Raw genomic sequence first — 24,149 nt, 5'->3', positions numbered from 1 at the left:
GAACCCGGTACGGCTTTTTACTCGGCTACATGCGGACGACCATCGTGTTGGAGACGCGGTCGTGCACCCCGCGGTGGTCGCGGTCCCAGATCAGGGCGGGCACGGCCAGGCACAGGAGCGCCGAACGCACCAGCACGGGCAGCCAGCGCGGGTCGCCGCCGTCCAGCGCGGCCACCCGGATGCCCGCCAGCCGGTGGCCGAACGTCTGCCCCATGAACCCGACCAGGATCAGGTATTGAACGGCGAAGACGGCCGCGGGCGCCCACGGCTGCTCGGCCGGGTTGATCCTGAGCAGCAGCTGCACGACGACCCACGTGCAGATCATCCAGTCGATGACCAGCGCGGCGATCCTGCGCCCCCAGCCGGCGATCGACCCGCTGCCCTCCTCGGGCAGCCCCAGGCGCTCCCCCGGGTATCCGAGATCTACCCCGGCGGACCTGACCCCGCCCAGCCAGGTCTGCGTCCACCGAGGCTCCTTGCTGCTCATGCCCTCAACGGTATCCGCCCGGTAGGCCGGTCGGCTTTGTGACCCAACCGCGTCGCAGAACGGCCATCATGTACGCCATGCCACACGGGGATGACCTTGACGCGCGCTTCAACGAGCTGGTCGCGCAGATAGACGAGGAGCAACAGCGCCGGATGCGCGCCGCGGCCGTCAAAGGCGCGAAAGAACAGCGGCGTACCGACCGCTTAGCCAGGCGCGAGAGCAGGTCGGCGCGCTTATCCGGAGAATCCGGGGGATACGGGTCCGAGCCGCGGCGGCGGATCGGGCGGGCCTGGATCGCGATGGCCGTGATCACCTCGCTGATCACGGCCGCGGGTGTGATCGTGACCTTCCGCCCCGACCTGCTCACCTCGGGCGTCGTCGTGGACGACCCGCCGGCGCCGATCGCCGAGCCGGCCGTCGAACCCGCCGCCAATCCGGCGGACGAAGCCGCCGAGGAGCCGACGGAGGGGGCGAGCGAGGAGCCGACGAGCCCGTTCGCCGGATCCCCCGCCGAGAAGTACGCCGAGGGGGCCTCCGGCTTCGCGATGCCGGAGGCGAAGGCGCTGGGCGGGCTGTCGAAGAAGGACGTCGCGAAGGGCCTGAAGCTGACCCGCGAGCTGATGGCGGCGGCCTTCCTCGACAAGAAGGCGGTCCTGGGCGGCAAGCCGTCGGCGTTCACCAAGCTCCTGAGCCCCGACCAGCGTGACTGGTTCCTCCGGGACATGAAGAAGCACAAGGGCTCGGCGGCCTTCGTCATCCAGTTCGCCAAGGGCACGGCCGAGTTCTCCACCGATGTGATCAAGGTGCGCGGCCGCGTCAAGCTGGGCACGTTCAAGGACCGCTGGCGGCGCGGCGTCGAGCTCAAGCTGAACCACATCGTCGTCTACGCCGTGCACCGCCCGGGCCGGCCGGACACCACGATCCGGGTCGTCGCCCATCCCAAGGGCCGCGTGTGGCTGTACCGCGAGGAGGGGCGGCTGGTCGCGTGGCTGCTGCGTTGGGGGGCGAGCAGCACCCCGGCGCGCTGCGACACGCGCGACGGCTTCATCCATCCCGTGTACGAGGATTCACCTCGGGGTACGGTGGCGCCGACCGGCGCGCCCGTGGATCCGTACGAACTGGAAGAGGACGATTCCGAGGGATGCGCCGCTTCGCAGGGCACCTGACCTGCGTAACATGTGCGAAACAATCGAGACACCACACGGAAACGGCCACGCCCTAGCGTCGATATGATGGCCAGTCCCCAGGGAGGTTCGAGAGTGTTCAACTCCGCCGACGACGTCCTGAAGTTCATCAGTGACGAAGGGGTGCAATTCGTCGATGTCAGGTTCACCGACCTGCCGGGGACGACGCACCACTTCACCTTCCCGGTAGAAAACTTCAGCGCGAGCGTCTTCACCGACGGACTCATGTTCGACGGCTCGTCGATCCGCGGTTTCCAGGCGATCCACGAGTCCGACATGCTTCTGCTGCCCGACCCGTCCAGCGCCGTGGTGGATCCGTTCCGCCAGCACAAGACGCTCAACCTGAACTTCTTCGTGCACGACCCGCTGACCGGCGAGGCCTACAGCCGCGACCCGCGTAACGTCGCGCGCAAGGCCGAGGAGTTCCTCCGGGGCACGGGCATCGCCGACACGGTCTACTTCGGCCCTGAGGCCGAGTTCTACATCTTCGACGACGTGCGCTTCGAGACGAAGCAGAACGCCGGCTACTACTACATCGACTCCATCGAGGGCGCCTGGAACACCGGCAAGGCCACCGAGGGCGGCAACCTCGGTTACAAGCCGCGCTACAAGGGCGGCTACTTCCCGGTCCCGCCGATGGACCACTTCACCGACCTGCGCTCCGAGATGGTGCGTAACCTCATCGAGTGCGGCATCGACGTCGAGATGCAGCACCACGAGGTCGGCACGGCGGGCCAGGCGGAGATCGACTTCAAGTTCGGCACGCTGCTCAAGACCGCCGACAACCTGATGCTGTACAAGTACATCATCAAGAGCACGGCGCTCGAGTACGGCCACACGGTCACGTTCATGCCCAAGCCGATCTTCGGTGACAACGGCTCCGGCATGCACTGCCACCAGTCGCTGTGGAAGGACGGCTCGCCGCTCTTCTACGACGAGGTCGGCTACGCGGGCCTGTCCGACACGGCCCGCTACTACATCGGCGGCCTGCTCAAGCACGCGCCGTCGCTGCTGGCCTTCACCAACCCGACGGTCAACTCCTACCACCGTCTGGTCCCCGGCTACGAGGCCCCGGTCAACCTGGTCTACTCCCAGCGCAACCGTTCGGCCTGCGTCCGGATCCCGATCACGGGCTCCAACCCGAAGGCCAAGCGCATCGAGTTCCGGGTGCCCGACCCGTCCTGCAACCCGTACTTCGCCTTCGCGGCGATGCTGATGGCGGGCATCGACGGCATCCGCAACAAGATCGAGCCGCCGGAGCCGGTCGACAAGGACCTCTACGAGCTGCCGCCGGAGGAGGCCCGCAACATCCCGCAGGTGCCCGGCTCGCTCACCGACGTGCTCAACGCGCTGGAGGAGGACCACGACTACCTGCTCGAGGGCGGCGTCTTCACGCCTGACCTGATCGAGACGTGGGTCGCGTACAAGCGGGAGAACGAGGTCGACCCGATCCGCCTGCGCCCGCACCCGCACGAGTTCGAGCTGTACTACGACGTGTAGTCCGGCCCGCACACGGCGAACGGCCCGGGACCGATCACGGTCCCGGGCCGCGTCATGTCACGCCGGGAACTCGAACCGGGGCTCGGACGGGCCGAGGATCGCGGATTCCGGCGTCACGGGCCAGACGGCGGACAGCTCGTCCGTGAGCGTGGCCAGGAGGGAGTCGACGTCCTTCCCGGCCGTGTCGTGCAGCGCCTCGGCGACGATCAGGACGTCGGTGGTCGTGTCGCGGACGGCCGAGAGGCCGCTCTGGCGGTTGGTCCAGCGGCGGGCGTGCGCCCTGCCCTCCGCGTCGGCGAAGATCACCTCGCCGGGCGGCGGGTGCTCGGTCTCGCCGGAGAAGGTCAGGTACGTCTCGTCGCCCGCCGCGTACCTGACCTCCACGTACTGCGAGATCTTGGAGACGTCGAACACTGCCACCGGGATCGCGTACGCGATGGAGACCGCGTTGCAGAGGTCGATCAGCGGGTGCAGGCGCGGCAGCGCGCCTTCCTTCCGGAAGCGGCGCAGCAGGGACTCCGAGGCGCAGCGGTACTGGGTCGGCTTGAGGCCCATCTTCGAGAACGCCCGCCGCCACGCCTGGATCTCCGGCAGCTCGCCCTCCGAGGAGGTCTCGAGCCGCGTCGCGGCGAGCTCGCCGAGTTCGAGGAGCTGGTCGTCGACGGAGACGTCCGCCGAGACGCCCGACGCGACGAGCACGCCGGGAACGAGCTCCGGAAAGTCCCGCCAGATGTCACTCGAATGCTGGAAACGCACAGCCCACCTCGCCATCCCCGGACAAACCACCAGCCGATCACGATACCCGCCTCGTCAGGTCAGGGCGGCCGTGCGGGCGCGCCAGGCCCCCGCCGCGTAGCACAGGCAGGTCAGGGCCGTCAGGACGGCCGCCGCCAGCAGGGGCCGGCCGACCACGCCCATGACCGCCACGCCGAGGGTCGCGCCGGCCTGGCGGAACGCGTTCAGGACGCCGCCCGCCGTGCCCGCCGTCCCCGGCGGAGCGCTGTTGACCATGCCCGCCATCAGCGCGGGCAGCACGAACGACAGCCCGAACCCCATCACCACCAGCCACAACGCCAGCGCGTCCGTGAGGGCGACCCCCGCCAGGCCGGTCGCGAGCAGGGTGAGGCCGCACAGGATCGGCGGGCGCGGGCCGTAGCGGGCCACCAGGCGGCCGGTGAGCAGCGGGTTCACGGTCATGGGGAGGGTGAGCGGCAGGAAGGCCAGCCCGGCGGCCAGCGGGTCCAGGTGGCGGGTGTCCTGCAGCAGGAGCGTGAGGACGAACAGGGCGCCGGAGAAGGCGAAGTTGGCAGGTGCCGCGTAGGGAGCTGACCAGCATCGCCACCGCCCGCGAAAGGAGGCAAGCAGGGGCTTGGCAGCGCGCTGCCGCCGGACTGCGCGCTGGAGCCGGACCTGGCCTGGGGCGCGCTGGTGCGGCTCGGCTTCGAGACGCCCGCGCTGGCGCTTGGGGCTGGTCCGGCTACGCGGCCGCGAGCCTTGACATCCTCCCTCTCGTAAACGAGGGGGATTCCAACCGTTACCGGTTGGCCTTCCTGCTTCACTGCCGGTCGCCCGCCCGAGAGGCTCTCGTTGAGGTCTTACACCAGCTCCACAGGCGTTTCAGCTCTCCGCCAGCCCGGCGGCGAGCATGTTCTTGGCCGCGTTCACGTCCCTGTCGTGGACCGTCCCGCAGGCGCAGGTCCACTCCCGGACGTTGAGCGGCATCTGGTCTTGCAGGGCACCGCACGCAGAGCACAGTTTGCTGGACGGAAACCAGCGGTCCACCGCCACCAGCGTGCGCCCATACCAGGCTGCTTTGTACTCCAGCATCGACCGCAACTCCCGCCAGGACGCATCCGAGATGGCGCGGGCCAGCGGGCGGTTCTTGACCATGTTGCGGACGGTCAGGTCTTCCACGGCGATCACTTGGTTCTCGCGAACAAGCCGTGTGGTGACCTTGTGCAGGTGGTCGCGTCTGCGGTCGGCGATACGGGCGTACACCCGAGCTACCCTGAGCCGGGCCTTGGCCCGGTTGTTCGAGCCCTTCTCCTTGCGAGCGAGCGCCCGCTGGGCTTTGGCCAGCTTGCGCCGATCGCGGCGCTCGTGCTCGGGATTGACGATCTTCTCGCCGGTGGAGAGCGTGGCCAGGGCGGTGATGCCCGCGTCCACGCCTACGTTCTGCTCGACCGGTGCCAGCGGCGCGATCTTCTCCTCGACCAGGATGGAGGCGAACCACCGCCCGGCCGCGTCCTTGGACACGGTCACTGTGGAGGGCTCCGCGCCCGGGGGAAGGGGACGCGACCACACGATCGCCAGCGGCGCGTCCATCTTCGCCAGGGTCAACTGTCCGTCGCGCCAGCGGAACGCCGAGCGGGTGTACTCCGCCGACAGCCGCGACTTCTTGCGCGACTTGAACGTGGGGTACTTGGCGCGTTTGGCGAAGAAGTTCGCAAACGCCGCCTGCAGATGCCGCAGCGCCTGCTGCAACGGCACCGACGACACCTCGGACAGGAAGTCGTACTCGCCACCGCGCTTCCACGCCGTCAGTGCGGCCGACGACTCCACGTAGGAGACGCGACGCCCTTCCAGCACGTAAGCGCGGGTGCGCTCTTCCAGCGCCTTGTTGTAGACCAAGCGCACGCAGCCGAACGTCCGGGCAAGCTCTTCGGCCTGCTGGGGAGTCGGGTGGAAGCGGTACTTGTAGGCCCGCTTCACGGTCTGCGCCACGCCTCACATTCTACCGCGCGATCAGGTAAGCCTCGTGCAGATGTTCGATACGGTGGTCCCATGGCGGCCAATCGCCCAAGCCTGCCCTGCTCCGCATGAGTCCAATTCCTCCCCACCTGAAGGCGTGGTCTCCTTGGAGGTACCCGATGAGCGCTCCTACGGGCGCTTGATGTGGTACGCCACGTGCGGGAACAGGGGGTGGTCCGGCGCCAGCCGCGAGTGGCCGAAATCGGTCAGGTGGGTCATGCCCAGGCGCTTCATCACGGCCTGGGAGCGGGTGTTGCTCTTGGCCGTCATGGAGACGATCTCGTCCAGCCCGGCCTGCTCGAACGCGTGCCCGAGCACCTCCCTGGCCGCCTCGGTGGCGTACCCGTGGCCCCAGGCGGGGCGTGCCAGCCGCCATCCGATCTCCCACGCGGGCAGGAACGGCGCGTCGAACGTCTGCCAGATCAGGCCGGCGAAGCCGATGAACTCGCCGCTCCCGCGCACCTCCAGCGCCCACAGCCCGTAGCCGTGCTTGTCGAACTCCTCCTCGATCCTGTCGACGAAGTGGTCGCTCTCCGGGCGGGTGAGCGGGGCGGGGAAGTGCTCCATCACCTCGAGGTCGGCGTTCATCGCGGCGAATGGTTCCCGGTCTTCTTCGCGCCATCTGCGCATGATCAAACGCTGCGTCTCCATCCCACCCACGATAGGCCCGCCGCGCCTTTCCCACCGACGTCCCTTCTGTCTTCGGTCCGAGGGGGGACGGTCGTGGCGGTGTGTGGGTCTACAGGACGCGGCTGAGGAAGGCCTTGGTGCGGGGGCTGGTGGGGTTGTCGAGGACCTCCTTCGGCGTGCCCGACTCGACCACGACGCCGCCGTCCATGAACACCACCCGATCGGCCACCTCCCGCGCGAACCCGATCTCGTGGGTCACCACGATCATGGTCAGCCCGTCCTCCGCGAGGCTCTTCATGGTGGCCAGCACCTCACCCACCAGCTCAGGGTCCAGCGCGCTGGTCGGCTCGTCGAACAGCATCAGCTTGGGCCGCATCGCCAGCGCCCTGGCGATCGCCACCCGCTGCTGCTGCCCGCCGGACAGCTGCCTGGGATAGCTGCCCGCCTTGTCCTCCAGCCCCACGCGGCGCAGCAGGCCGAACGCCCGTTCCCTGGCCTGCTCGCGAGACTCGCGGCGGACGCCGACCGGCGCCTCCATGACGTTCTGCAACACCGTGAAGTGCGGGAACAGGTTGAACTGCTGGAAGACCATGCCGATCTCCCGCCGCTGGCGGGTGATCTCGCGCTTGCGCAGGTGCCGCACCTTGCCGCCGGACGCCTGGAACCCGATCAGCTCCCCGTCCACGAAGATGGAGCCGCCGTCGATGGTCTCCAGGTGGTTCACGCAGCGCAGGAACGTCGACTTGCCCGACCCGGAGGGGCCGAGGATCACCACGACCTCCCCCGCCTGGACGTCCAGGTCGATCCCCTTGAGGACCTCGAGGTGGCCGAAGTGCTTGCGTACGGCGTGGGCGTGGACCATGGGGACGGTCATGACGTCACCTCCGAGGGACGGCGCCGGCGGAAGGTCAGGAAGGCCCAGAAGCTCTGCGGCGCGTGCCTGGTGGCCCCGCGGGCGTAGTGCCGCTCGATGAACGACTGGCCGACGTACAGGATCGAGGTGATGACCAGGTACCAGACGCAGGCGACGATCAGCAGCGGGATGGTCTGGAAGGTGCGGTTGTAGATCGACTGCACCGTGTACAGCAGGTCGGCCAGGGCGATGACGCTCACCAGCGACGTGGCCTTCAGCATGCTGATCACCTGGCTGCCGGTGGGCGGGATGATGAACCGCATGGCCTGCGGCAGCACGATCCTGCGGAAGGTGCGCGCGTCGCTCATGCCGAGCGCCGAGGCGGCCTCGGTCTGCCCGGGGTCCACCGACATGAGGCCGCCGCGGATGATCTCCGCCATGTACGCGCCCTCGTTCAGCCCGAGCCCGAGGATGGCCGCGAGCAGCGGGGTGATGACCAGGTTCGTGTCGGCGCTGATGAACTCCGGCCCGAACGGGACGCCGAGGGAGATCTTGGGCAGCAGGTACGACAGGTTGTACCAGAGCACGAGCTGCACCAGCACCGGCGTGCCGCGGAAGAACCACACGTAGAGCCCGCAGGCCGCCCGCGCGACGGGGTTCTCGGAGAGCCGGCCGATGGCCAGCAGCACCCCGAGCACCACGCCCACGAACATCGCGATCACGGTGAGCAGCAGCGTGGTGAAGACGCCCTGGCCGATGACCTGCGCGTTGACGTACTTGAAGACCACGTCCCACTGGAAGTTGGGGTTGGTGACCAGCAGGCTCACGAGCTGGGCGGCCAGCACCAGCAGGATGATCGAGGCCACCCAGCGCAGCGGATGGCGCGTGCGGGACGCGCCCGCGACGTCGACGTCCGGCAGTCCGCTCATGACCCCGCCAGGTTGACGCCGGCCTTGTCCAGCTTGTTGTCGGAGGTGCCCCACTTGTCCATGATCTTGGCGTAGGCGCCGTTGTCGATCAGCTTCTGGATGCCGTCCTTGACCACGTCACGCAGCGGCGAGTCCTTGCCGACGACGGCCCCCTGGAAGAGGTCGTCGAAGCCGTTGCTCTGCCCCTTGCCCGCCAGCTCCAGCTTGCCGCCGGACTGCGACACGAAGTACGTGAGCGGCGCCTGCGAGGAGAAGAACGCGTCGGCCCGGCCCGAGCTGACCGCCAGCACCGAGGTGGGCTGGTCCTTGTACGACTGTACGGTGATCTTCGGCTTGCCGTCCTTGGCGCAGGTCTCGGACTGGTTCTTGATCACGGCTTCGGCGGAGCCGCCGGCCATGACCGAGATCTTCAGCCCGCACGTGTCGGCCACCGAGTTGATCTTCTTGGGGTTCCCCTTCGGCACGGCGAAGACCACGAACTCCTTGACCCAGTCCACGAAGTCGTTGGACTTCTGCCGGTCGGGGAAGTCGCCCACCGGGCCGATGGCCAGGTCGTAGCGGCCCGACGCGATACCGGTGAGCTGGCTGGGCAGGCCGTCCACGGTGACGTGCTCGATCTTGACGCCGAGCAGCTGGCCGAGGGCCTCCGACAGGTCGGCCGCGGCGCCGGTCATGGACTTGCCGTCCGCGCCGGCGATCTCGTACGGCGGGAACGAGCCGTTGTTCACCGAGACCAGCTTGCCGGCGGTCTTCACCTTGTCGGGCAGCCGGTCGTACAGGGCCTGGTCCTTGCCCTGGGCGGCCACGGTGCCGGAGGGGGCGGACTGGGAGCTCAGCGCGCCCTGGGCCTCCTCCGGGTTGGCACCGCAGCCGGCCAGCAGGAGGGCGGCGCCGAGCAGGGCAGCCGTCGCGTACTTAGACATGTCGCTCCAATCGGGGGTCGACGGCGAAGCGCCGGTTCTCGAGGACGGGGAGGCTGAGGCGGGCTCGCTCGAGCTCTTCCATGGAGGCGTCGGCCCAGAGCAGGCCCGGCGCGTCGCCGAGGCGGGCCCGGGTGATGCCGAGCGGGTCGACGACCATGCTGGCGCCGATGTTGCGGCGGCCGCACTCGCCGGAGGCGGCCAGGTACACGGTGTTCTCCAGGGCGCGGGCGGTCACCATGACCTCCCAGTGCCATTCCTTGGCCGGGCCGCGCACCCACGCGGTGGGCAGCGCGATCACCTGGGCGCCCTGGTCGGCCAGGAGCCTGGCCAGCTCGGGGAAGCGCACGTCGTAGCAGGTCATCATGCCGACCTTCCAGCCGGCCACGTCGATCACCACGGGCGCGTTCGTGCCGGGCACGACGTTGTCGGACTCGCGCCGGCCGAAGGCGTCGTACAGGTGCAGCTTGGTGTACGTCCCGACGATCTCGCCGTCCCTGGCGGCCACCAGGACGTTGAACACGCGGCCGTCGCCCGACGGGGTGTGCACGCCGACGATCACGGTGGTGGACGAGCCGCGCGTGCGCTCGACCAGCCCGCTGACGAACGGCCCGTCCAGCGGCTGGGCGGCCTCGCGGATGCGCGTCGGCTCGTCGACGAACAGGGCCATCGCGCCCTCGGGCAGGACCAGCAGGTCGGCGCCGCCCTCGGTGGCCCGGTCGATCAGGTCCTGGCAGGTCTTGAGGTTGTCCGTCCAGTCCTCCGAGGACGCGAACTGTCCAACGGCGATTCTCATATGTCGAAGACCTCCTCGGGTCGGATGCGGCGGTTCGAGATGCCCTGGGCGTGCAGTTCCTCGCAGAAGGCGGCGATCATGGCGGCGTTGGGCCCGACGCCGTAGGGCATCCAGTCGGGGCCGAAGGTCCGCGCCGTCTCCGTCAGGTCGGCGAGCAGCCAGGGCGTGGTGTCGGTGAGCAGCCGCCGCCGGGCCAGCCAGTGCCGCTTGGAGCGTTCGAGCAGGTCCTGAACGGCCCGCGGCAGCCCCGGGTCGCGCTCGACGGCCTCGCGCTTCAGCGTGACGAGGTGGATGCCGGGCACGAAGCCGGTCTCCCGGTAGTAGGCCAGCTCGGCGGCGCGGTGGTCGGCGAGCAGGTGGCGGAAGCGGCTGTCCGGGGTGAAGAACTCGTCGGGCATGAACGGGGTCATGATCGCGTCATAACGGCCCTCGGCGAGCCCTTCGGCGAGGCCGTCGCCGGTCAGCGAGACGTTGTCGGGGAACGGTACGGGGCCGACGCGGTCCTTGCCGGTCTCCCCGGCGACCAGCGGGCCGACCGTCCACTCGATGCCCCTGATGTCCACGCCGGCGGCCCTGAGCAGGGCGCGCGTCCAGGTGTTGCCGGAGTCCGGCCAGCCGGTCAGGCCGATGCGGGCGCCCTTGAGCTCCTCCAGCGACGTCAGCTCGCTGTCACGGCGGACCAGGACGCACCGGTGCCGGAAGCCCCGCATCACGAACACCGGCAGGCCCACCAGGCGGTAGTCGCCCGCGGCGCGGCCGAGCACGTATCTGCTGAAGGACGTCTCACCGCCGTCCAGGCCCGGCTCGCTCAGGACGTCCGGGGTGACGGCGCGGGACTCGAGCTCCAGCTCGAACCCCTCGGGCCGCACCTCCCCCGTCGCCACCGGTACGAGATGGTCCCAATCCCGCAGACCCAACCGAATATGCACAAACACCCCAAAGTTCCCTTGCTTTGAATTGCTGGAAACCTTATGTTCAGGCAACGCCCCACACAAGAAGATCTTTGTTGCTGAACAAAGATTTACAGGAGGTCATGTGGAATCCGCCTGGCTGGCGCAGCGCATCGGCGAGCCGACCGCACGCGGGATCGCCGCCGCCCTGACCGACCTGATCAGGCAGGGCACGGTCACCGCGCAGACGCGCCTGCCGACCGTGCGCAGCCTGGCCAGGGAGCTGGGCGTCAGCTCGGGGACCGTCGCGGAGGCCTGGTCGGAGCTGCGGCGGCACGGGGTGATCCACACCGATCGCCGCCGCGGCACGGTGGTGCTCGGGCCGCCCGACGTGCCCCGTCCCATCCGTTACGAGCGCATCGGCCACTGGGGCGACCGGCTGGCGATCGACCTGGCCATCGCCTCCCCCGACCCGGCGCTGCTGCCGCCGCTGGAGGCCGCGCTGATCGCCGCGGCCGGCGCGGAGGGGCTCAACGACTACGCCCGCGAGACGATCACGCCGCGGCTGCGCGCCGCCGTGGAGCCGGACTGGCCGTTCCCCGCGCAGGGCTGGCTCGCGGTCGGCGGCGGGTACGAGGGGGTGCAGCTGCTCTGCCAGACGACCGCGCTGCCCGGCGACCGGATCGCGATCGAGGAGCCGACCGCCGCCCGGCTGCTGGACATCCTGGAGACGATCGGCGTCCAGATCGTGCCGGTGGCCTGCGACGAGCAGGGGCCCATCCCCGAGTCGCTGGCCAAGGCGCTGCGGGCCAGGCCGGTGGCGTTCGTGTACCAGCCGCGCGGCCAGTCGCCCTGCGGCCACGCCGTGACCGCCGAGCGTTCGGCCGAGCTGGCCGCGCTGCTGGAGCCGACCTCGACGCTCATCGTGGAGGACGACGGGATCGGCGAGCTGTCGGTCTCGCCGATGGTGAGCATGGGGACGCGCTTCCCCGACCGCACGGTGCTGGTGCGCTCGTACTCCAAGTCGCACGGCCCCGACCTGCGCATCGCGATCATCGGCGGGGCGGCGGACGCGGTCGAACGGGTGCGCGTGCTGCGGAGCTTCGGCATCGGCTGGACCAGCAGGATCCTGCAGGACACGCTGGCCCACCTGCTCGGGGACGAGGAGGTGCGCGAGCGCGTGGCGCACGCCCGCACGGTCTACGCCGGGCGGCGGGCGCGGCTGAAGTCGGAGCTGGCCGAGCGCGGCGTGCCCACCGGCGGCGGCGACGGGCTGGTCCTGTGGGTGCCGGTGCGCGAGGAGTCGGCGGCGCTGGTCACCCTGGCCGCACACGGCATCTCCGTGGCGGCCGGCAGCCGGTACGTGATCGGCCCCGCGACCACGCACCACCTGCGCCTGGCCACGGCCCGGCTCACCGACGACCCCGGCGAGCTGGCGGCCCTGGCCGACGTGATCACCCTGGCGGCCAGGGGCGGGCTCAGCGGCGGCTCTTGATCCCGGTCAGGCGGCGCAGCACGTCCCACCAGAACGACGCCCCGAACAGCAGCGCCACGTACGTCAGCAGGAAGCCGGGCCAGTGGCTGGGCGTGGTGATCCGCTGCCACCACAGGCCGCCGTTCCAGTGCACGGACGGGTCGCCCTCCGCCGGGATCGACACGCTGACCAGCGCATGGTCGAGCATCTTGACCAGCGCGGGCTGGCTGAGCGTCTCGGTGACGCACGGCACCGGGTCGCCGCCCGTACAGCGTGCCTTGAGCTCGTTGTACGCGTCCGTCCCCGACCCCGCCACGGCCGTCACCGAGGCGCGGAAGGCGTTGTCGCGCAACAGCGTCTTGGCGTACTCCAGCCCGTCCATCGTGAACACCAGCGTCACGACCACGCCGAGCACGGCCACGACCCACTTGACGTAGCGCTTGTAGAGCATGGACAGCCGCTGCATCTCGCCGTCGAACCAGCTCTCCACCCCCTGCCGGAACCGGTCGAGGTCGCGCTGCGCGGTCTCCCACACACCTTTGAGGTGGCCGTAGAGCGGGCTGCGCATGGCCTTGAGCTTCTCCAGGAACCCCTCGACCCCGTCCGGGTCCCCCGCGGCCAGCTCCATCATGGCCACCGCGAAGCGCGCCGGCGGGATGTTGGAGATGCTGGTACGGCCCTTCTTCGGATGGTCGATCTCCTGGACCCGCTGGTAGAGCAGGTTGACCATGGCGTCCTCGGCCTTGGTCTCCTGCGCCGGCAGCTCCCCCGGCTCGGGGGGCGAGGGCTGGTCGCTGTGTTTGGGACGGGGGTCGCGCACGAAGGGCAGCGCCGCGAAGACGTCACGCACCTTGGCGGGCAGCCACGACCTGCCCTGCGCGTCGGAACCGTCCATGGTGTCCCTGAGGTAGGCCCACAGGAACTTGCTGCGGATGGCGAGCATCCGCACGAACGCCTCGTTGAGCCCGCTCACCAGCAGCGACAGCAGCAGGAACGACACCGCCAGGCCCAGGGCCAAATCCACGTAAACGGATAACACGCGGGCTTTGATACACCCGTACGCGCCGCCGATCAAGCCCCGTAGAAAACTCGGTCCATCACGTGTCGTGCGCGGCGGGTCACGCGGCGGTAGTCGTCGAGGAAGTCCTCCGAGCCGTCCGGCGGGTAGCCGAGCGTCTGGGCGATCAGCTTCCGCTCGCCCGAGTCGCGCGGGACGCTGTCGCCCGGGCGGCCCTTGACCAGCATGATCGCGTCGCGGATGCGGGAGGCGAAGCGCCACGCCTCGGCCAGCACGGCCTCGTCAGCCGGGGCGAGCAGGCCCTCGGCCACGGCCGCGCGCAGGGCGTCGAGCGTGCGGGTGGTGCGCAGCGACCCCAGCGTGCCCGCGTACCGCAGTTGCAGGAGCTGAGCCACCCACTCCACGTCGGACAGCCCGCCGGGGCCCAGCTTGGTGTGCAGGCCGGGGTCGGCGCCGCGCGGCAGGCGCTCGGCCTCCATGCGGGCCTTGAGCCGCCTGATCTCCCTGACCGCGTCGTCGTGCAGGCCGCCCTTCGGGTAGCGCAGCTCGTCGACCATCGAGGTGAACTCCCGCCCCAGCTCCGCGTCGCCCGCCGAGAACCTGGCCCGCAGCAGCGCCTGCGACTCCCACGGCGACGACCAGCGCGCGTAATAGGCGCGGTAGGAGGCCATCGTCCGCACCAGGGGCCCCTGACGCCCCTCGGGACGCAGGTCGGGGTCGATGATCAGGGGCGGGTCGGGGGCGGGCAGCGAGAGCAGCCGGCGCACCTCGTTGGCCACGGCGAAGGCGGCGTCGGTGGCCTCGCGCTCCGCCACGCCCGGCAGCGGCGAGTGCACGAACATGACGTCGGCGTCGCTCGCGTAGGAGCTCTCCATGCCGCCGAGCCGGCCCATCGCGATGATGGCGAACCTCGTGACGCGGGGGACCTTGGCGAGGGCGACGTCGAGGGTGGCCTGGAGGGTCACGTCGGTCAGGGACGACAGGGCGCCGCCGACCGTCTCGATGTCGATGAGCCGGAAGATGTCGGCCACGGCCGTCCGGAACAGCTCTTTTCTCCGCAGCGCCCGCACGGCCGCGACGGCCGGCTCGGGGTCGCCCTGGTGCCTGGAGACCGCCGCCGAGGCCTCGCCGGCCAGCGACTCCCGGGAGCGTACGGCGAGCTCGTCGTCCGAGCCCAGCATCGCGACCGCCTCGGGCGCGTTCATGATCAGGCCGGTCGCGTAGCGGCTCGTGCCGAGCACGCGCGACATCCTGGAGGCCACCGCGGTCTCGTCGCGCAGCAGCCGCAGATACCAGGGAGTGCTGCCCAGCTTGTCGCTGACCTGCCGGAACCCGAGCAGCGCCGCGTCCGGGTCGGGCGTGTCGGCGAACCACCCCAGCATGACGGGCAGCAGCGTGCGCTGGATGGCCGCCCGCCTGGACACGCCCGCGCTGAGGGCGGCGATGTGGTGCAGCGCGCCGGTGGGATCGACGTAGCCGAGCGCTTCGAGCCTGGCCTTGGCCGCCGTGGTCGACAGCCGCGCCTCCGACTCCTGCAGCCGCGACACCGCCTGGAGCAGCGGCCGGTAGAACAGCTTCTCGTGCAGCCGCCGCGCCTCCATGGCGTGCCGCCGCCACCGCGCCGTGAACTCCCCCACCGGGTCGGTCTGCATGCCGAGCGCGCGGCCCAGCCTGCGCAGGTCGGACTCGTCCGTGGGCACGATGTGGGTGCGCCGCAGCCGGTGGAGCTGCAGGAGGTGCTCGATCTGGCGCAGGTACGAGTACGCCTCCGCCAGCCCGCGCGAGTCGTCGCGGCCGACGTAGCCGCCCCGGGACAGCGCCGCCAGCGCGGGCAGCGTGGCCCTGCGGCGCAGCAGCGGATCGAGCCTGCCGTGGACGAGCTGGAGCAGCTGCACCGCGAACTCGATGTCGCGCAGCCCGCCCGGCCCCAGCTTGAGCTGGCGGTCGCCCTCGGCGCGCACGTGGGCCTCGACCCGGCGCCGCATGGCCTGCACGTCCTCGACGAAGTGCTCGCGCGTGGCCGCCGTCCACACGAGGTCGTTGACCGCCTCGACGTAGGCCGAGCCGAGCTCCATGTCGCCCGCGACCGGCCGGGCCTTGAGCAGCGCCTGGAACTCCCACGTCTTGGCCCAGCGCCGGTAGTAGGCCAGGTGGCTGCCGAGCGTGCGCACCAGCGGGCCCGACCTGCCCTCCGGCCGCAGGCCCGCGTCCACCTCCCACAGGGAGCCCTCGGACGTGGTGGCGGAGCAGGCCCGCATCATGGCCTGGGCCAGCCGGGTCGCGGTGCGCAGTGCCTTGGTCTCGTCGGCGCCCTCGCGCGGCTCGGCCACGAAGATCACGTCGACGTCGCTGATGTAGTTGAGCTCCCTGGCGCCGCACTTGCCCATGCCGATGACCGCCAGGCGTACCTCGCCGTCGTCGACCTCGGCCCGGGCGATGGCCAGCGCGGCCTCCAGCGCGGCGCCCGCGAGTTCGGACAGCTCCGCCATGACCTCGGCCAGCGTGGCCTCTCCGGTGAGGTCGCGGGCGGCCAGGTGCAGCAGCCGGCCCCGGTAGGCCACGCGCAGCGCCTCCAGCGGGCGCTCGGCGGTGGCGGCCTCCCCCGGCCGCGCGCCGACCGCCTTGAGCAGCTCAGCCCGCGCGTCGCCCGGCAGCGGCGCGGCCAGGAGCGCGACCTGGCCGGGGTGGCGCACCAGATGGTCGCCGAGCGCGGCGCTGACGCCCAGGACGGCCAGCAGCCTCGTACGCAGCCCCTCGTCGCGGCGCAGGACGTCGAGCACGGCGGGATCGCGCTCGGCCAGGCGGGTCAGCGAGACCAGCGCCTCGTCGGGGTCGGCCACGTCCACCAGGAACTCCAGGAGGTCGTCCACTTCTGCTCCGGCCTGCCGGACGAGCTGGGCGGCCCTGGCGCCGTCGGCGAAGCCGAGCCTCGCCAGCCGCGCGGCGGTGGATTCGATCCTGGGCACCCCTCCATCTTGACAGGACTTCGGCCGTAGCATAGAAACGCAACGTTGCGTTGCATTTTGGGAGGCGATCGGCGATGGTTCCCTCTGCCGTCACGTGGGGCCTGCTGGCCGCGTGGGCGGTGCACGACGTGGAGGAGCTGGCGACCATGGCGGGCTGGACGCGTTCGGCCCGGCCCCGGCTGGAGGAGCGGCTGCCGTGGGTGCCGTGGGAGCGGCTGGAGGTCTCGCAGCGGCACGTGAACGTGGCCATCGGCCTCATGGGCGGGGTGATGGCGGGGGCCTCGGCGCTGGGGGCGCGTACGGGCGGGCGGAGCCCGGCGTTCCAGGCGGCGCTGCTGGGGTTCGGGGCGCACGGGGTGATGCACCTGGCGCAGGCTGCGGTGACGCGGGGGTACACGCCGGGGGCGGTGACCGCGCCCGTGGTGGTCATCCCGTTCTCGGTGTGGGCCTGGCGGCGGCTGCGGGCCGAAGGGGTGCCGGTACGGACGGGGGCGTCGGGCTGGGCGGGCCTGGCCGCGCTCCCCGTCGTGCTGGCCGGCGTGCACGCCGCGGCCCACGCCCTGACCCGGCCCCGCCCGGATGGGGCCGTCTGCTCGGACACGGCCGGGGCCGGGCGGACGCGGTGGTTCAGGCGCGGCCGCCGGTCCTGACCACCTCCGCGAACGCCTCCGCCACCGGCCGCCAGGTGGCCACGAGCGCGCTCTCGGCGGTCTTGACCGCGGCGTTGAGCTCCTCGGCCGCGTCCAGCCCCGACCCGTCGGTCCAGGACATGAAGATCTCCGGCGTGGCCTCGGGGTGGAACTGGATCGCCCACGCGGCCTCCCCCAGCCGGTAGGCCTGGTTCGGGTACTGCGCCCCGGCCATCAGCGGCACCGCGCCGTCGGGCAGCCGCGTCATCACGTCCTGGTGGTACTGGACGGCCACCGCCGTCCCGACCCCGGCCAGCAGCCGGTCATCGGCGGCCGCGGGCAGCGCGACCACCTCGCAGGCGCCCACTTCGAGCCCGTTCGTCCCCCGCTCGACGGTGCCGCCGCAGGCCAGGGTCAATAACTGCGCCCCCAGGCAGATGGCCAGCGTGGGCGTGCCCTCCTCCACGGCCCGGCGCAGCAGGTCGCGGGTGGCGGGCTGCCAGGGACTCCGCTCGTCCTCCCAGGCGGCCGCCGCGCCGCCGAGCACGATCAACCCGTCCGCCGGGCGCGCGGGGATCTCCTCGCCGAGGTACGGCCGGACGACGTCACAGGGCAGCCCCAGCCAGTCACCGAGGTATCCGAGCCCGGCCTCGTCCTCGTGCTGAACAACGGTGATACGCATATCAGGGCATTATCCGGAATATCACTACAATTCCCCACACCGCCCCCCTGCCCGCCCGATCACCCGGATGCCTAAGCTCCGACCATGAGCTTCGAGTTGGACGACGTCGGCGGTCTGCGGATCGCCAGGTTCGGCACGGGACCGCGCACGATCATCGCGGTCCACGGGATCACGGCCTCCCTGATGGCCTGGGGCGCGGTGGCGCGGCGGCTGCCCGGGGAGTGGTCGATGGTCGCCATGGACCTGCGCGGTCGCGGGCACAGCGCCTCGCTGCCCGGGCCGTACGGGCTGCCGAGGCACGCCGAGGACGTGCTGCGCGTCGCCGACCACGTGGGGGCGGGCCCGGACGCGGTGCTGACGGGGCACTCGATGGGCGCGTACGTGGCCGCCCTGGCCGCCGCGGAGCGGGACTTCGCGCGGGTCGTGCTGGTGGACGGCGGCCTGCCCTTCCCCCCGCTGCCCGAGGGGGTGGACGCCGACGAGGCGATGGAGGCCACGCTCGGTCCGGCGCTCGCCCGGCTGCGCCAGACGTTCCCCACCGCGGACGCCTACGTCGACTTCTTCAAGGCGCATCCGGCCTTCGCCGGCCACTGGAACACCGACGTGGAGGCGTACGTCCGCTATGACCTGACGGGCCCGGACGGGGCGCTCCGGTCGCGGGTGGCCCCGGAGGCGGTGCTGCAGGACGGACGCTGGCTGCGCCTGGAGTCGGAGGCCATCGCCACCGCCCTGACCGCCATCACGTCACCGCTGTCCCTGCTCAGGGCGCCGCGCGGCCTGCTCAACCAGGACGTCGGCATGCTGCCCGACGAACTGGCCCGCCCCTGGTCCGCCCGCCTCCCGGGGCTGCGGGACGAGGTGATCCCGGACTGCAACCACTACACGATCCTGTTCGACGACCGCTGCGTCTCGTCCGTCGTCACCCACCTCACCGGCTCCTCCTGACAAGGCGCCGGCCGTGGACGCGGAACGGCCCCCGAGCGGTGCTCAGGGGCCGTTCTCCGAGTTCGCCGGGACCGCAGGTCAGCGTGGAGCGATCCAGGTGGCGCGGGCGGCGGCGACCAGCGTGCCGTCCGCCTCGTAGATGGCGCTCTGGCCGTACATCTTGCGGCCCTCGCGGCCGGTCGGGCGGGCCACGACGGAGTAGCGGCCGCCGGGGTGGACCGGGCGGTGGATCTGCACGGCCAGGCGGCCGAGCAGCGCGCTCTCGCCCGGGCCGAAGTGGGCCCAGCCGGTGATGCAGTCGAGCACGGCGCCCACGATCGAGGCGGGCACGCCGTCCTCGCCCGTCACCGTGAACGGCACCCGCCAGCCGGCCGCCACCAGGTCCGTGCCCTCCACCGGGCCGGGGAAGATGCGCAGGCCGTCACCGGGCTCGCGCAGCCCGCAGGCGAAGCACTCGGCGAACGGGTGCGCCTTCAGGCCCACGAACCCCGCCTCGGCGCGGGCCGCGTCGTTGAACGGCACGAACCCCGGGCCCTCCAGGTCCTCGGCCACGGGGATGGCCTCGACCAGCAGCTTGTCGCCGTCATAGAGGGAGACGGAGTTGGCGACGTGCTCCAGGCGCAACTCGGTTCGCAAAGGGGTCGGCGCATGCAACGTGACCTCGACCGCTGATCGGCCCCCGTTCAGCGCCTCCGCCATGGTGCCCGCGATCCAGCCGCCGTTGGCGACTCCCGCCGGGCCCCGGAAGCGCTCCGGAACCGTCAGCACTGTCTGCAGGGCAGACGTCGTCATGCCACACCCTCCAATATCGCCACATACGGCGACAAGTCCAGAAATGTCAATAGAAGCAGGCCGATTTTACTGGACGCCCGGTTTCACCAGATCTCGGGGGTCCTGAGGCTGATCGACACCACCACATAACGCCTCGAAGGGGCCCGAAACTTCCCACCCACCGACACGCTATGCGCCACACATCGCCGGGATGTGACCTGGAGGTTAGAAGCAACGAAAATCGGCCCCACTCCGGGCTTCCCCGATGTGAGGCCGATCAAGGCGTTCCCTTTACCCTATCCCGGGTTTCCCTTGGCCCGTGACAAAACCGCCGATCCCAAGTGCGCGTCCGGGGCCAACCTCGGAGAAGCTGTAAGCAACACGACAGAAGCGGGGGTGGGTCTGTGCAGGCGGCGAGGTTGCGGTTTCCGCCGGGGTCGCTGGTCATCTTGACGGGGTTGCCGGGCGCGGGGAAGACCACGCTGCTGCGGCGCCTGTACGGACTGCACGGCGCGGAGAGCCTGCCCGTCACCGTCGGCGCGGTCGTGGTGATCGACACCTACCAGTCCAAGCGGCACTGGCACGAGCGGCTCGGCTGGGCCCCCGGTCCGTTACGACGCGCCGTGGTCTTCGTCACCCACCTGAGCCGCATCCGCCGCGCCCTGGTCCTGGGGCACTCGATCATCGCCCACAACCGGGGCTGCGCGCCGTACGTGCTGCGGGGTTTCGCCTGGCTGGCCCGCAGACACCGGGCGAGCTTCCACCTGCTCCTGCTCGACGCGCCGCCGGAGGAGGCGCTGGCGGGGCAGGCGGCCAGGGGCCGGTTGGTCGCGCCCAGGACGTTCGCGCGCCATCAGCGCAGGTGGGAGAGCCTGTCGGCCAGGGTGAAGTCCGGCGACCCCGGGCCCGCCACCGGCGCGTTCATCGTCGACCGGGTCCAGGCCGGGCTGCTCCAGGAGATCGTGTTCGACCGGACGCCGACACGCACGCGATGAGATTTCCGCGCGCCGGATGTCGATACGGCCGCACCGCGTTCGTGTGAGAGGTGACGGAAAGGAAAAGTCACATGAAGCAGTACGTGCTCAGCATGCAGCAGCCGGACGGGCCCCCGCCTCCGCCCGAGGTCCTGGACCCGATCATGCGCGACATCGGCGCCGTCGAACAGGAGATGCGGGACGCGGGCGTCTGGGTCTTCTCGGGCGCGCTCCAGCCACCCTCCAGCGCCCGCGTGGTGCGGATCAGCGACGGCGAGCCGCTCACCACCGACGGCCCTTACGTGGAGGGCAAGGAGCACATCGGCGGATTCACGATCATCAAGGCGCCCGACATGGACGCGGCCCTGGAATGGGCCCGCAAGCTGGCGGGGGCCGTGGCCCTGCTGCCCATCGAGGTCCGCGAGTTTCAGGGAGCCGTCTAGAGCACCGGCAGGTAGCGGCCGAGCTCGAACTCGGTGACGTGCCGCCGGTATTCGCGCCACTCCGCGCGCTTGTTGCGCAGGAAGAAGTCGAAGACGTGCTCCCCGAGTGTCTCGGCCACCAGCTCGCTCTGCTCCATCACCGCGATCGCGTCGTTGAGGGAGCCGGGCAGCGGCTGGATGCCGAGGGCCCGCCGCTCGGCGCTGGTCAGCGTCCACACGTTGTCCTCGGCGGCGGCGGGCAGCTCGTAGCTCTCCTCGATGCCCTTCAGGCCCGCGGCCAGGATCAGCGCGAAGGCGAGGTACGGGTTGCACGCCGAGTCGAGCGACCTGAACTCGATGCGCGTCGAGCCGCCCTTGTGCGGCTTGTACATCGGCACCCGGACCAGCGCGGAGCGGTTGTTGTGGCCCCAGCACACGTAGGAGGGCGCCTCGCCGCCCTGACCCGCGATGGCCTCGGCGCCGCCCCAGAGCCGCTTGTAGGAGTTGACCCACTGGTTGGTGATGGCGGTGATCTCGGCGGCGTGCTTGAGCAGCCCGGCGATGAACGAGCGGCCGATCTTGGACAGCCGGTATTCGGATCCGGCCTCGTAGAAGGCGTTGCGGTCGCCCTCGAACAGCGACATGTGGGTGTGCATGCCGGAGCCGGGGTGCTCGGTGAACGGCTTGGGCATGAAGGAGGCCCAGATGCCCTGCTCCAGGGCGACCTCCTTCATGACCAGGCGGAAGGTCATGATGTTGTCGGCCGTGGTCAGCGCGTCGGCGTAGCGCAGGTCGATCTCCTGCTGGCCGGGGGCGCCCTCGTGGTGGCTGAACTCCACCGAGATGCCCATCGACTCCAGCATCAGCACCGCCTGGCGCCTGAAGTCGTGGCCCGCGCTGTGCGGCGTGTGGTCGAAGTAGCCGCCGGAGTCGATCGGCTCGGGCCGCTCGCTGCCCTCCGGGCGGTTCTTCAGCAGGAAGAACTCGATCTCCGGGTGGGTGTAGAAGGTGAAGCCCATGTCGGCGCACTTGGCGAGCGTGCGCTTGAGCACCCAGCGCGGGTCGGCGTGCGACGGCGAGCCGTCCGGCATCAGGATGTCGCAGAAGATGCGGCCCGCGCCCGGCGTCTCGCTGCGCCAGGGCAGGATCTGGAACGTGGCCGGGTCAGGCTTGGCGAGCATGTCGGACTCGTAGACACGCGCGAAACCCTCGATGGCCGAGCCGTCGAAACCTATGCCCTCGGCGAACGCGCCTTCCAGCTCGGCCGGGGCGATGGCCACTGACTTGAGGAAACCGAGCACGTCAGTGAACCACAGCCGGATGAACCGGATGTCGCGTTCCTCGAGCGTGCGGAGCACGAACTCCTGCTGGCGGTCCACGGCGTCCCCTCTATCTGTCCGTACAGGTCCAGCTACCAGCATGCCGCGCCCGTGTTTCGCACACGTTACGGGGGGTGCCGGTGCGAGCCTCGCTGACAAAGGCCCCGCCCCGAGCTTACTGTGATCACGCAGTCAGTCTCGGGGGAGGCATTGGTGGCCATCGACCTGCTCAATCACAAGCTAGATCGGGCATTCGACCACATAGACGCGAGTGGCAACGGCGTCGTCGAGCGGGAGGACCTGCTGGGTCTGGGCGCCCGCATCCTGGTGGGCTTCGGGGAGTCCCCCACCTCGGTCACCGGGGCCAGCCTCGTCGACGGCTTCGACGAGATCTGGTCGGCGCTGTCGAAGGCGCTCGAACGCGACATCGACTTCGGGATCGCGCGCCCGGACTTCCGGGCCGGGATGGTGGCGGCGTTCGTCACGGGCGACCAGTACGACGCGGTGTTCAGGCCCGCGACGGTGGCGGTCGCCGAACTGTGCGACGGCGACGGCGACGGGGAGATCGGCCCGGGCGACTTCCGCACGATGCTGAGCGCGTTCGGCGTGGCGTACGACGACGTCGACGCGGCCTTCGACCGCCTCGACCGCGCGGGCAGGGGCACGCTCACCGTGGACGAGCTGGTCCTGGCCGCCTCCGACTACTACCGCGGCGCCGACCCCAATGCCGCCGGCAACTGGCTCTTCGGCCCGCTGTGAGGGCGGGCGTGAAGACCACTGTGAAGACCACTGTGAAGAGCACTGAGAACACCACCGCGGGCACCACCGTGTTCGCGACGGTGCGTACCGCGCTGCGTTCGGCCCTGACCTCGGTGCTGCCGCTGCCGCGCAGGGGCGGCTCGGCCGCGATGGCGCTGCTGCCGCTCACCGAGCGGGTGCCCGCGATGGCGGCCCCGTGCCGGATGCACCCGGCCGTGTACGCGATCGAGGCCGCGGTCATCGACTGGGCCAGGAGGACCGGGCTGCGGGCCGCCCCGGGCGTGGGCTACCACCGGATGGCGGGCCGGGCGTTCGCCGAGTTCGACGCTGCCGCGGCGGCGCTGTTCGCGCAGTGGCTGACGTGGCTGTTCCACCTGGACGACGAGCTGGACGAGGGCTCCTGCCCGCTGGACATCTTCGACGGCATGCTCAGGGGCGCGGCCCGGCATCCGCTGGAGGCGGCGTTCGCGGACCTGTGGCGGGTGACGAGCGCGCGGATGAGCGACCGGTGGCGGGCCAGGTTCGCGGTCGGGTTGCGGCGCCAGCACGACGCGTGCCGTACCGAGGCCGACAACCGGGCGGCGGGCCGGATGCCGACGCTGGAGGAATATCCGGCACTGCGCAGGGGCACCGTGGGGCCGTACCTCTATGACCTGGTCGAGCCGTGCCTGCGGGTCGAGGTGCCCGTCTGGGTGCACGAGTGCGAGCCGTGGCAGCAGCTGGTGAGCGCGTGCAGCGACGTCACGGCGTGGTGCAACGACGTGGCCTCCAGGCCGAAGGAGCGCGGCGACGTGCACAACTTCGTGGTGCTCGCGATGCGCCAGCTCGGGCTGGGCGAGCGGGAGGCGACGGCCTGGGTGCTCGACCGGATCGCCGCGCGCTGCCAGGACATGCACAAGGCCGCCAGGCGGCTGCCGCTGGATGATCTGGCGCCGAAGGAGGCGAGGGACGTCAGCAAGGTCGCCTGCGCGTACCTGGCGGCGCCGCGCGCCCACCTCGACTGGCTGCTGGAGTCCAAGCGCTACGCGTGACCCGCCAGCGTGTCGCCGGTGGGGGTGCGGCGGTAGACGACCTGTTTGCCGACCCGCATCCCCACCGTGAGCCCGCCGCCGCTGAGCACCCCGAGGTGCTGGCTGACCGCGCCGGGCGTGAGCGCCATGCGCGCGGCCAGGGCCGAGGTCGTGGCGGGCTCGGCGAGGGCGAGCAGGATCTGCGCCCGGCTCCTGCCGATCAGCGCGGCGAGCGCGCCG

The 24,149-nt window shown here is 70.8% G+C and carries 23 protein-coding genes and 2 pseudogenes; 9 read left to right on the top strand and 16 right to left on the bottom strand.

Annotated features, from left to right (window positions below; all coding sequences use genetic code 11):
• Positions 1-25 precede the first annotated feature (25 nt).
• Positions 26-487 (bottom strand): RDD family protein, encoded by a 462-nt coding sequence (locus ACWDX9_RS18445; RefSeq protein WP_449955151.1) that lies wholly within the window; start codon positions 485-487, stop codon positions 26-28.
• Positions 488-564: 77 nt separating this feature from the next.
• Here ACWDX9_RS18445 and ACWDX9_RS18440 point away from each other — a divergent pair, with 77 nt between their 5' ends.
• Together ACWDX9_RS18440 and glnA (ACWDX9_RS18435) are read left to right on the top strand one after the other, a co-directional pair.
• The gene (locus tag ACWDX9_RS18440; RefSeq protein WP_449955148.1) at positions 565-1,653 is read left to right on the top strand and encodes a hypothetical protein; all 1,089 of its coding nucleotides are present in this window, start codon (positions 565-567) and stop codon (positions 1,651-1,653) included.
• 93 nt (positions 1,654-1,746) lie between these two features.
• Complete coding sequence (gene glnA, locus ACWDX9_RS18435; RefSeq protein ID WP_350728806.1) at positions 1,747-3,171, top strand: type I glutamate--ammonia ligase; 1,425 nt, start codon at positions 1,747-1,749, stop codon at positions 3,169-3,171.
• Between the two features lie 57 nt (positions 3,172-3,228).
• Here the strand turns inward: glnA (ACWDX9_RS18435) and ACWDX9_RS18430 are convergent, their stop codons facing one another.
• From ACWDX9_RS18430 to ACWDX9_RS18390, 9 genes and pseudogenes are all read right to left on the bottom strand, one after another.
• Positions 3,229-3,927, bottom strand: coding sequence for a B3/B4 domain-containing protein (locus tag ACWDX9_RS18430; protein WP_449955145.1), 699 nt, complete (start codon positions 3,925-3,927; stop codon positions 3,229-3,231).
• Positions 3,928-3,981: 54 nt separating this feature from the next.
• Positions 3,982-4,602: pseudogene (locus ACWDX9_RS18425) on the bottom strand (MFS transporter); the annotation flags it as partial.
• Positions 4,603-4,703: 101 nt separating this feature from the next.
• Positions 4,704-5,895: pseudogene (locus tag ACWDX9_RS18420) on the bottom strand (RNA-guided endonuclease InsQ/TnpB family protein); the annotation flags it as partial.
• A 156-nt stretch (positions 5,896-6,051) separates the two neighbouring features.
• On the bottom strand, positions 6,052-6,573 hold the full coding sequence (locus tag ACWDX9_RS18415) for a GNAT family N-acetyltransferase (RefSeq protein WP_449955142.1): 522 nt from the start codon (positions 6,571-6,573) through the stop codon (positions 6,052-6,054).
• 88 nt (positions 6,574-6,661) lie between these two features.
• A complete protein-coding gene (locus tag ACWDX9_RS18410; protein WP_449955139.1) occupies positions 6,662-7,426 on the bottom strand; it encodes an amino acid ABC transporter ATP-binding protein in 765 nt (254 codons plus the stop codon).
• The gene (locus tag ACWDX9_RS18405; RefSeq protein ID WP_449955136.1) at positions 7,423-8,334 is read right to left on the bottom strand and encodes an amino acid ABC transporter permease; all 912 of its coding nucleotides are present in this window, start codon (positions 8,332-8,334) and stop codon (positions 7,423-7,425) included. The genes ACWDX9_RS18410 and ACWDX9_RS18405 overlap by 4 nt, the downstream gene beginning before the upstream one ends.
• The gene (locus tag ACWDX9_RS18400; protein ID WP_449955133.1) at positions 8,331-9,257 is read right to left on the bottom strand and encodes an ABC transporter substrate-binding protein; all 927 of its coding nucleotides are present in this window, start codon (positions 9,255-9,257) and stop codon (positions 8,331-8,333) included. Before ACWDX9_RS18400 ends, ACWDX9_RS18405 begins: the two co-directional genes overlap by 4 nt.
• Positions 9,250-10,050, bottom strand: a complete 801-nt coding sequence (locus ACWDX9_RS18395) for a deaminated glutathione amidase (RefSeq protein ID WP_357729342.1) — start codon at positions 10,048-10,050, stop codon at positions 9,250-9,252. The genes ACWDX9_RS18400 and ACWDX9_RS18395 overlap by 8 nt, the downstream gene beginning before the upstream one ends.
• On the bottom strand, positions 10,047-10,934 hold the full coding sequence (locus tag ACWDX9_RS18390; RefSeq protein ID WP_449955130.1) for a hypothetical protein: 888 nt from the start codon (positions 10,932-10,934) through the stop codon (positions 10,047-10,049). Before ACWDX9_RS18390 ends, ACWDX9_RS18395 begins: the two co-directional genes overlap by 4 nt.
• 151 nt (positions 10,935-11,085) lie before the next feature.
• Between ACWDX9_RS18390 and ACWDX9_RS18385 the strand changes: the two genes are divergently transcribed.
• Entirely contained in the window at positions 11,086-12,435 is a 1,350-nt protein-coding gene (locus ACWDX9_RS18385; protein ID WP_449955127.1) for an aminotransferase-like domain-containing protein, read from the top strand.
• Here ACWDX9_RS18385 and ACWDX9_RS18380 read toward each other — a convergent pair.
• Both ACWDX9_RS18380 and ACWDX9_RS18375 read right to left on the bottom strand, forming a co-directional pair.
• Positions 12,419-13,438, bottom strand: coding sequence for a hypothetical protein (locus ACWDX9_RS18380; RefSeq protein WP_449955125.1), 1,020 nt, complete (start codon positions 13,436-13,438; stop codon positions 12,419-12,421). The genes ACWDX9_RS18385 and ACWDX9_RS18380 overlap by 17 nt on opposite strands.
• A 47-nt stretch (positions 13,439-13,485) precedes the next feature.
• Entirely contained in the window at positions 13,486-16,431 is a 2,946-nt protein-coding gene (locus tag ACWDX9_RS18375) for a bifunctional [glutamine synthetase] adenylyltransferase/[glutamine synthetase]-adenylyl-L-tyrosine phosphorylase (RefSeq protein WP_449955122.1), read from the bottom strand.
• A 41-nt stretch (positions 16,432-16,472) separates the two neighbouring features.
• Between ACWDX9_RS18375 and ACWDX9_RS18370 the strand changes: the two genes are divergently transcribed.
• Positions 16,473-17,048, top strand: a complete 576-nt coding sequence (locus ACWDX9_RS18370; RefSeq protein WP_449955119.1) for an HXXEE domain-containing protein — start codon at positions 16,473-16,475, stop codon at positions 17,046-17,048.
• Here ACWDX9_RS18370 and ACWDX9_RS18365 read toward each other — a convergent pair.
• Positions 17,026-17,709, bottom strand: coding sequence for a type 1 glutamine amidotransferase (locus ACWDX9_RS18365; RefSeq protein WP_449955115.1), 684 nt, complete (start codon positions 17,707-17,709; stop codon positions 17,026-17,028). The genes ACWDX9_RS18370 and ACWDX9_RS18365 overlap by 23 nt on opposite strands.
• Before the next feature lie 84 nt (positions 17,710-17,793).
• Here ACWDX9_RS18365 and ACWDX9_RS18360 point away from each other — a divergent pair, with 84 nt between their 5' ends.
• Positions 17,794-18,654 carry an alpha/beta hydrolase gene (locus tag ACWDX9_RS18360; protein WP_449955112.1) on the top strand — a complete coding sequence of 287 codons (861 nt, stop codon included), beginning with the start codon at positions 17,794-17,796 and terminating at the stop codon, positions 18,652-18,654.
• Between the two features lie 78 nt (positions 18,655-18,732).
• Here ACWDX9_RS18360 and ACWDX9_RS18355 read toward each other — a convergent pair whose 3' ends face one another.
• Entirely contained in the window at positions 18,733-19,446 is a 714-nt protein-coding gene (locus ACWDX9_RS18355; RefSeq protein ID WP_449955109.1) for a PaaI family thioesterase, read from the bottom strand.
• A 428-nt stretch (positions 19,447-19,874) separates the two neighbouring features.
• Between ACWDX9_RS18355 and ACWDX9_RS18350 the strand changes: the two genes are divergently transcribed.
• A complete protein-coding gene (locus tag ACWDX9_RS18350; RefSeq protein WP_449955106.1) occupies positions 19,875-20,420 on the top strand; it encodes an AAA family ATPase in 546 nt (181 codons plus the stop codon).
• Positions 20,421-20,491: 71 nt separating this feature from the next.
• Positions 20,492-20,842 (top strand): YciI family protein, encoded by a 351-nt coding sequence (locus tag ACWDX9_RS18345; RefSeq protein WP_449955103.1) that lies wholly within the window; start codon positions 20,492-20,494, stop codon positions 20,840-20,842.
• On the opposite strand, the gene glnA (ACWDX9_RS18340) is transcribed toward ACWDX9_RS18345, so the two are convergent.
• On the bottom strand, positions 20,839-22,200 hold the full coding sequence (gene glnA, locus ACWDX9_RS18340; protein WP_350728779.1) for a type I glutamate--ammonia ligase: 1,362 nt from the start codon (positions 22,198-22,200) through the stop codon (positions 20,839-20,841). The genes ACWDX9_RS18345 and glnA (ACWDX9_RS18340) overlap by 4 nt on opposite strands.
• A 153-nt stretch (positions 22,201-22,353) precedes the next feature.
• Between glnA (ACWDX9_RS18340) and ACWDX9_RS18335 the strand changes: the two genes are divergently transcribed.
• Together ACWDX9_RS18335 and ACWDX9_RS18330 are read left to right on the top strand one after the other, a co-directional pair.
• The gene (locus ACWDX9_RS18335) at positions 22,354-22,899 is read left to right on the top strand and encodes an EF-hand domain-containing protein (protein WP_449955101.1); all 546 of its coding nucleotides are present in this window, start codon (positions 22,354-22,356) and stop codon (positions 22,897-22,899) included.
• 32 nt (positions 22,900-22,931) lie between these two features.
• Positions 22,932-23,930 carry a terpene synthase family protein gene (locus ACWDX9_RS18330; protein ID WP_449955098.1) on the top strand — a complete coding sequence of 333 codons (999 nt, stop codon included), beginning with the start codon at positions 22,932-22,934 and terminating at the stop codon, positions 23,928-23,930.
• On the opposite strand, the gene ACWDX9_RS18325 is transcribed toward ACWDX9_RS18330, so the two are convergent.
• The coding region (locus tag ACWDX9_RS18325; protein WP_449955095.1) for an ArsR/SmtB family transcription factor at positions 23,921-24,149 on the bottom strand (229 nt) is incomplete at its 5' end. The genes ACWDX9_RS18330 and ACWDX9_RS18325 overlap by 10 nt on opposite strands.

It is taken from the genome of Nonomuraea sp. NPDC003201, from assembly GCF_053590415.1.
Note: the sequence above shows the minus strand (reverse complement) of the source record. Positions and strands in the feature narration are given on the sequence as shown.

Coding starts and splice junctions, on each gene's coding strand:
- ACWDX9_RS18395 (WP_357729342.1), bottom strand. CDS start 10,050: ATGAGAATCGCCGTTGGACAGTTCGCGTCCTCGGAGGACTGGACGGAC.
- ACWDX9_RS18375 (WP_449955122.1), bottom strand. CDS start 16,431: ATGCTACGGCCGAAGTCCTGTCAAGATGGAGGGGTGCCCAGGATCGAA.
- ACWDX9_RS18370 (WP_449955119.1), top strand. CDS start 16,473: ATGGTTCCCTCTGCCGTCACGTGGGGCCTGCTGGCCGCGTGGGCGGTG.
- ACWDX9_RS18365 (WP_449955115.1), bottom strand. CDS start 17,709: ATGCGTATCACCGTTGTTCAGCACGAGGACGAGGCCGGGCTCGGATAC.
- ACWDX9_RS18445 (WP_449955151.1), bottom strand. CDS start 487: ATGAGCAGCAAGGAGCCTCGGTGGACGCAGACCTGGCTGGGCGGGGTC.
- ACWDX9_RS18440 (WP_449955148.1), top strand. CDS start 565: ATGCCACACGGGGATGACCTTGACGCGCGCTTCAACGAGCTGGTCGCG.
- ACWDX9_RS18405 (WP_449955136.1), bottom strand. CDS start 8,334: ATGAGCGGACTGCCGGACGTCGACGTCGCGGGCGCGTCCCGCACGCGC.
- ACWDX9_RS18400 (WP_449955133.1), bottom strand. CDS start 9,257: ATGTCTAAGTACGCGACGGCTGCCCTGCTCGGCGCCGCCCTCCTGCTG.
- ACWDX9_RS18410 (WP_449955139.1), bottom strand. CDS start 7,426: ATGACCGTCCCCATGGTCCACGCCCACGCCGTACGCAAGCACTTCGGC.
- ACWDX9_RS18415 (WP_449955142.1), bottom strand. CDS start 6,573: ATGGAGACGCAGCGTTTGATCATGCGCAGATGGCGCGAAGAAGACCGG.
- ACWDX9_RS18345 (WP_449955103.1), top strand. CDS start 20,492: ATGAAGCAGTACGTGCTCAGCATGCAGCAGCCGGACGGGCCCCCGCCT.
- ACWDX9_RS18360 (WP_449955112.1), top strand. CDS start 17,794: ATGAGCTTCGAGTTGGACGACGTCGGCGGTCTGCGGATCGCCAGGTTC.
- ACWDX9_RS18355 (WP_449955109.1), bottom strand. CDS start 19,446: ATGACGACGTCTGCCCTGCAGACAGTGCTGACGGTTCCGGAGCGCTTC.